This is a genomic window from Promicromonospora sp. NPDC059942 (assembly GCF_042731755.1).
Taxonomy (GTDB): domain Bacteria; phylum Actinomycetota; class Actinomycetes; order Actinomycetales; family Cellulomonadaceae; genus Promicromonospora.
This window is the reverse complement of record NZ_JBHWLR010000006.1, coordinates 91,181-97,937: the sequence shown is the minus strand read 5'-3', so window position 1 is coordinate 97,937 and position 6,757 is coordinate 91,181. Positions and strand designations below refer to the sequence as shown.

At 72.4% G+C, this 6,757-nt stretch carries 5 protein-coding genes; 4 read left to right on the top strand and 1 reads right to left on the bottom strand.

Annotated features, from left to right (window positions below):
* Positions 1–154: 154 nt before the first annotated feature.
* On the bottom strand, positions 155–1,708 hold the full coding sequence (locus ACFV9Q_RS11735; protein ID WP_377234569.1) for a DivIVA domain-containing protein: 1,554 nt from the start codon (positions 1,706–1,708) through the stop codon (positions 155–157).
* A gap of 338 nt (positions 1,709–2,046) precedes the next feature.
* Here ACFV9Q_RS11735 and ACFV9Q_RS11730 point away from each other — a divergent pair, with 338 nt between their 5' ends.
* The 4 genes from ACFV9Q_RS11730 (at position 2,047) to ACFV9Q_RS11715 (ending at position 6,594) form a co-directional block, all read left to right on the top strand.
* Positions 2,047–3,495 carry a hypothetical protein gene (locus ACFV9Q_RS11730; RefSeq protein WP_377234568.1) on the top strand — a complete coding sequence of 483 codons (1,449 nt, stop codon included), beginning with the start codon at positions 2,047–2,049 and terminating at the stop codon, positions 3,493–3,495.
* Positions 3,492–4,499 (top strand): hypothetical protein, encoded by a 1,008-nt coding sequence (locus ACFV9Q_RS11725; RefSeq protein WP_377232051.1) that lies wholly within the window; start codon positions 3,492–3,494, stop codon positions 4,497–4,499. The genes ACFV9Q_RS11730 and ACFV9Q_RS11725 overlap by 4 nt, the downstream gene beginning before the upstream one ends.
* A 43-nt stretch (positions 4,500–4,542) precedes the next feature.
* Complete coding sequence (locus ACFV9Q_RS11720) at positions 4,543–5,568, top strand: hypothetical protein (RefSeq protein ID WP_377234567.1); 1,026 nt, start codon at positions 4,543–4,545, stop codon at positions 5,566–5,568.
* A 63-nt stretch (positions 5,569–5,631) separates the two neighbouring features.
* Positions 5,632–6,594, top strand: coding sequence for a co-chaperone YbbN (locus tag ACFV9Q_RS11715; protein WP_377234566.1), 963 nt, complete (start codon positions 5,632–5,634; stop codon positions 6,592–6,594).
* The last annotated feature ends 163 nt before the right edge of the window (positions 6,595–6,757 follow it).

Sequence of the window (6,757 nt, the reverse complement as noted above, 5' to 3'; positions counted from 1 at the left end):
ACTCGTATTCCGTAACACAAGAAATGTTGTGAACCACCGAGAAAAAAAACGACACCCAGAACCGAACCCCCCCCCCGAACAGGAAGGGGGGGCGGACCCACCGGGTGGGGGGCCCCCGCCCCTCGTTCTGTCCCGGCCCAGCCGGGGGAGCAGGTCAGCTCGACGCGCCGGCCTTCTCGGAGACGGGTGCCTCGGCGTCGTCGCTCTCCGCGGGGGAGGACGCCGAGTCGGAGGCGGCCTGGCCGGCCTTCGTGCTGGCCTTGGTGCCCTTGACCGACGGGATGACGACGGTCGCGGTGCCGACGGGCACGGGCGTCGGGTTGCTCGGCGGGATCGAGGCCGGCATCGACCCGTCCGCGTCGGGCACCTCGGGCTCGGCCTCGGTGCCGTCGCCGACGACCGCGAAGCGTGCCTGCTGCGCCGGGGTGGCCCCCGCCATGCTCGCGGCCTTGGCCGCCGGGGCGGGCGTCGCGGCGGGTGCGCTCGGGGCCGCCGGGGTCCCGAGCATGCCGCGCAGCTCCTCCAGGTAGGAGTTGATGGAGTCGTGCTGACGCGTGAGGTCCTCGAGCTGGTGCTGTGCGGCGGACCGGCTCGACTCGGCCTCGGCGCGGGCGTCGTCGATGGTCTGCTCCGCGAACTCGCGGGCGTCGGCCACGATCCGGTCCGCGGACTTGCGGGCGTCGGCCACGAGGTCCTTGACGTAGACGTCGGACTCGGAGCGGATCTTCTCGGACTGCTCCAGTGCGACGGCGACGCGCTTCTCGGCCTCGGCCGCGTGCTCCTCGGCCGTGCTGACCAGCTTGGCGGTCTCGGTCTTGGCCGTCTCGTGCCGCTCGGCGAGCTCCTTCTCGACTGCCTCCTTGCGGGTGGCGATGTCGAGCTCGGCCTGGGCGAGCGCCGCGCGGGCCTGCTCGCGCAGGTCCTCCATCTCGGTGGTGACGGCGTTGGAGGCCTCGGCCGCCTGGCGGCGGGCCTCGGAGAGGATCTGCTCGGACTCGGCGCGGGCGCTGGCGAGCATCGCGGACGAGTCGCGCTCGGCGGTCTCGCGCTGCTCGGTGGTCTCGGCGTTCACCTGGGCGCGCAGCTTGGCGGTGTCGCGCTCGGTGTTGACGCGCAGCTCCGTGGTCTCGCGCTCCACGGTCGAGCGCAGGGTGCCGAGCTCGCGCTCCAGGCTGGCCCGGCGCTCGCTCTCCTCGGCGTTGATCGCGCTGGCGATCTGCGCGGACTCCCGCTCGGCGGAGCCGACGAGCTCCTCGGCGCGGCGCTGCGCGGCGAGCAGGTGGCCCTCGGCCTCGGCGGCCATCGTGGTGCGGATCTCCTCGGCCTCGCGGCGGGCGGAGGCGAGCATCTCGGCGACCTCGGACTCGGCGCGCGAACGCACCTGCCCGCCCGACAGCTTGGCGCGGGCCATGATGTCCGCGGCCTGCTGGTTGGCCTGGTTGATGATGTCCGTCGACTGGTCCTCGGCGGAACGCAGGAGGAGCTCGATGCGGGAACCGAGGCCGGCGTACGACGGCTTCTCGGTCTCGCGCAGGTTGCGCTTGGCATCGTTGAGGTCCTGCGTGAGCTGCATGGCACGACCGTCGGAGGCCTCGACCTGTCGGCGTGCTTCTTCGAGCGCGTGGTTCAGGCGGTCCAGGTGCGCGTGCACCTGGTCGCGGTCGTACCCACGCATGGCAGTCGGGAAGAGCGAGCGCTCGTCGGACACGGTGCAGACCTCCAGTGTCGGAACTTGGTGAGGCGCGGGTCAGGCTCCCCCCTGGGACGGCTTTTATCGGCTCGTCCGGCGCCCAGGATACGTGCCTTGTGCGGATGTGGATACTCCGCAGTGGGATGCAATCTACGCAATGCGTGGAATACTGCCCGCGGGTTCGGGACCCCTCTCCCACCGTGGCGGTTCAGGCACACCTCGGTGAAGGAAGAGTGAGAGTCCCGGCCGAACCTCACAAGCACACCCGTCATTGGACAGTGCTCTGTGATCGGTCCCTATGCTGGAACATCCACCTGATCGACGGGCTCGCGCCCTCACTTCGAAGGGAATCGGTGGTGCAACGCTTTTTGGCGATCCTCCTGATCCTGGCCGGCCTTGGCGGGATCGGTTTCGGGATCGCGACGGCAACCGTCCTGCGCGACTCCGACACCGTCGTCGCGACCGCGACCCCCAGCGGTGACGGAACCATGGTCGTGACGGAGCCCGGAGTTCTCGGCCTCGTCGACGACCAGGTGACCGTGCGGGCCACTGTCCCCGAGGGACAGAAGGTCACGCTCGCGCTCGGGTCCGACGTCGACGTGCTCGGCTGGGTCGGCAGCGACCCCTACGACTCGGTGACCGGCCTGTCCTCGTGGGAGACGCTCAGCGTCGCGCCGGGTACCCCCGCCCCCTCGGACGACGAGGACGCGGAGGAGACCCCGGCTGAGAAGCCGACCACCGGTCCGGACCCCGCAGGGTCCGACATGTGGATCTCCGAGGTGAGCGGTGAGACCACCGTCCAGCTGCGCTGGACCGAGCAGCCCGGCCGTGTCGTGCTGCTGGCCGCGGGCGTCGGCAAGGACGCCGTGGCGCCCACGCTCGAGCTCACCTGGCCGCGCCCCGTCAACACGCCGTACCTGTGGCCCGGTGTGCTGGGCGGTGGCTTCGTCCTGATCCTCGGCGTCTTCATGCTCCTCGGCTCCCGGCGCAAGAAGCGCAACGGCAAGAACGGGTCGACGTCCGCGGTCCGCACGCGCCAGTCGTCCTCGGAGCTGCCGCGTCGTGACGCGGTCTTCGGGGTGGACGGCGGCGAGGCCGAGCAGCACCCGGAGGAGACCCGCGGATTCCCGCCCGCGCCGGGCGGAGCGCCCGCACCGGGCGGAGCACCCGGCGACGCGCCCGACGGCGGCACGGCGGTCTTCCCGCCGGCGGCCCCGGAGCGTCCTGGCCGCGCGCGCCCCGAGCAGGGCCCGCCGCGACCGGGCACGCCGCGACCGGGTGGACCCCGTCCGGGCCGGCCCGAGCCGGGCACGCCCGAGCCCCACGAGGACCGCACCCAGGCCTGGGGGGCGCCCGCCCCCTTCGGTGGTGCCGCACCGATCGTCCCGGCACCGGAGCCCGAGCCGGCTCCCGCGCCGGTCGCCGCCCCCGCGGCCTCCATCCGCGGCATGCGGCGCAGCCGGCGCAGCCAGGCTCCTGGCGCACCCGGCGGGGCTCCCGCACCGGCCGCGCCCGCGCAGTTCGGCGGCGCCGTCCCCGACCACACGCAGCCCGCTCCCGGGCGGCCCGCGGCACCGGCCCCGGCCGAGGCCGACCCCGCGGCGTCGGGCAAGCCGATGACCCGGCGCGAGATGCGCATGCGCGAGCAGGCGCAGCGCCGGGCGGCGACCGGCGCCATGCCGGCCGTCCCGGCCGCCGAGCCGCAGTCCGAGCCCGAACCCGAGCAGGAGACCCCGAGCAGCCGTGCCGCTGCGTGGCGCCAGACCTGGGGCGTCACGGGGAACGACGACGGAGGTAATCGATGAGACGCACCACGACCCGCTCCATGGCCGTGGTGGCCACCGTGCTCGCCACGGGCCTGCTGGCCGGCTGCGCCGAGGAGCTCCCTGTCCCCAAGCCGGAGGCGCCCGTCGCGGCGGCCGTGGTCTCGCAGTCGCAGGAACGCAAGATCCTGGACAAGGTCTCCGGCGTGGTCGAGGGCGTGACCAAGTCCAGCGACGCCGACTCGCTCGCCGCGCGCCTGTCCGGGCCGGCCCTCGCGATCCGCGAGACCCAGCTCAAGGTCGCCGCCGCCCGCAAGGACAAGGAACCGCTGACGGACCTGGCGATGGAGATGCAGCAGGTGATCCTGCCCTCCGACCAGGAGTGGCCGCGCACCAGCTTTGCCATCACCGTCCAGCCCAAGGACCTCACCACGCCCGTGCTCATGGCCTTCAACCAGTCGAGCGCGCGCGAGCAGTACAAGATGTGGGGCTGGGTCCGCCTGCTGCCGGGCGTCACGATGCCGCAGTTCGCGGAGGCCGACCTCGGCAGCGCCGCGGTCCCGGCGAACGACGAGAGCCTGAAGATGACGCCCCAGTCCGCCGTGGAGCAGTACGCGTCGGTGCTCACGGTGGACAAGGACTCGAAGTACGCCGGCAACTTCGCCGACGACGACCTGCGCCAGTTCTTCCGGGACTACGGCAAGCTGCAGGTCGACGCGATCAACAAGGAAGACTGCAAGGGAGCCTTCGAGGTTGCGTACGAGCCCACCAAGGACCCGGTCAAGTCGGTCCGGACGGCGGACGGCGGCGCCCTCGTGATGGCGGCGATGATCAGCAAGGAGACCATCACCGCCAAGGAGGAGGGCTGCGAGATCGGCCCGCCGACCAAGACGACCCAGGCCCTGTGGGGCGACGCCGACGTGACCAACGTGGTCGAGGTCAACTACAAGGACATGGTGGCGATGTACGTGCCGCCGAAGGACTCCGAGGACCAGGTCAGCCTGGTCGGGTACGAGCACGTGCCGTGGTCGGTCTCGAACGGCTGATCTTTCGCTGACCAGCGCGTCAGCCATGGCTAGGGTGGCCCCCGTGAACTCACGGAGGCCACCCTTTCCGCGTCCCGGGCTCGTACTGCCGGCGCTCGCGATCACGTCGCTCCTGCTCGCGGGATGCACCGCCGAGCTGCCCGTCCCGGTCGCCGACGCCCCGGTCGTCGCCGCCGTCGTCACCGAGACCCAGGAGCACAAGATCCTGGACCAGGTGACGGGGGTCGTCGACGGCGCGAAGGGGGCCGACGGCGCGGAGGCGCTGGCCGAGCGGGTGACCGGCCCCGCGCTCGAGCTGCGCCGGGCCGAGCTGCGGATCGCCGCGGCCGGCGACGGCAAGGCCCTGCTCGCCATGCCGATGGAGGCCCAGCAGCTCGTCCTGCCGTCCGAGCAGGGCTGGCCGCGCAGCAGCTTCGTCATCACGGAACAGCCGGCCAAGGGCACGCCGTTGCTCGCGGCGTTCGAGCAGCCCGCAGCCCGCGACCAGTACAAGATGTGGGGCTTCGTCTACCTGGCGCCCGGGGTGACGATGCCGCAGTTCGCGGCGGCCGAGCTGGGCAGCCCGGCCGTCCCGGCCGACGACCCGAGCCTCAAGGTGACGCCGCAGGACGCCGTCACGCAGTACGTGTCGGTCCTGAACGCCGGCGAGAAGTCGAAGTACGCCGCGAACTTCGGCGCCGCCGCGGACGACGAGCTGCGGGCGACCCTGCGCAAGACCGGCGACGGCCAGCTCGCGGAGATCAAGAAGGCGGACAAGGAGGCCAAGGGCACCTTCAAGGTCGGCTACGAGGCGACGAAGGACCCGGTCAAGGCGGTCCGCACGTCCGACGGCGGCGCCGTGGTGCTGGCGGCGCTGCTGAGCCAGGAGACCCTGACGGCGGACAAGGGGTGGCAGCTCTCGCCGAGCACGCCGTCGGCCAAGGCGCTGTGGGGCGGCGCCAAGGGTACCGAGGTGATGAAGGTCGCCTACCGCGACATGGTCGCGCTGTACGTACCGCCGGCCGACTCGGGGGAGCAGGTGAGCCTGCTGGGCTTCCACCGGGTGCCCTACGCGGTGTCGAACAAGTAGATCGGTGATCGCCGAGAGCGGAGTCGACGGGTATCGATCGCGTGGTTCATTAGGATTGCCCCCATGAGCAGTACCTCCCCTCAGCCCGGCCCCGCCCGGAGCGCGCAGCCCGAGTTCGCGGTGCGCGGCGCCGTCGACCTGTCCGCCCTCAACCGTCCCCAGGCGCCGCCGCCCGGAGAACCCGGTGGCGCACCCGAAGCCGGCGGTTTCGTCGTGGACGTCAGCGAGGCGAACTTCGAGCAGCTGGTCCGCGACTCGGCCACCTATCCGGTGGTGATCCTGCTGTGGATCCCGACGGACCAGGCGAACGCCGAGCTGGGCGCCACGATGGGCCGCCTCGCCCAGGAGTACGGCGGCCGGTTCCTGCTGGGCCGCGTCGACGCGCAGGCCTCGCCGCAGGTCGCCGCCGCGTTCCAGGTGCAGGGCGTGCCGACCGTCGTCGCCGTGCTGCAGGGCCAGCCGCTGCCCCTGTTCCAGGGCGCGGCCGACGAGCAGCAGATCCGCGGCGTGCTCGACCAGGTGCTGGCCGCCGCCGAGCAGAACGGCGTCACGGGCCGGGCCCCGGGCGGCGTCCCCGCGACCGACGAGCCGGAGCCCGAGGTGGAGCCGCCGCTGCCGCCGCTGCACCAGGAGGCGTACGACGCGATCGAGCGTGACGACCTGGAGGGTGCCGCCGCGGCCTACGCGAAGGCGCTGCGCCAGGACCCGAAGGACTCGGACGCCACGGCCGGCCTCGCGCAGGTGCACCTCATGCAGCGCACCCACGACTCCGACCTCGCCGCCGTGCGGCAGGCCGCCGCGGCGGCGCCGTCCGACGTCGACGCGGCGCTCGCCGTCGCCGACATGGACATGCTGGGCGGCAAGGTGGACGACGCGTTCGCCCGCCTGCTCGACCTGCTGCCCGAGGCGGACGCCGACGGCAAGGAGAAGATCCGGGTGCGGCTGCTGGAGCTCTTCGAGGTCGCCGGCACCACGGACCCGCGGGTGAGCAAGGCCCGCAAGCGCCTGGCGATCAGCCTGTACTGACGGGGCGTGCGGTCGGCCGGACGGTTCAGCGCGCCTCGCTGATCACCTTTGAGGCCCGGGTTTTTTTTCTTTTGGGGGGGTCCAAACGAAGAAAAACAGGGCTCCAAAGGAACCGGGTTTCTCCTGGGCGGGGGGAAGCTCCCGGGTCCGGATGGGGGGTGTT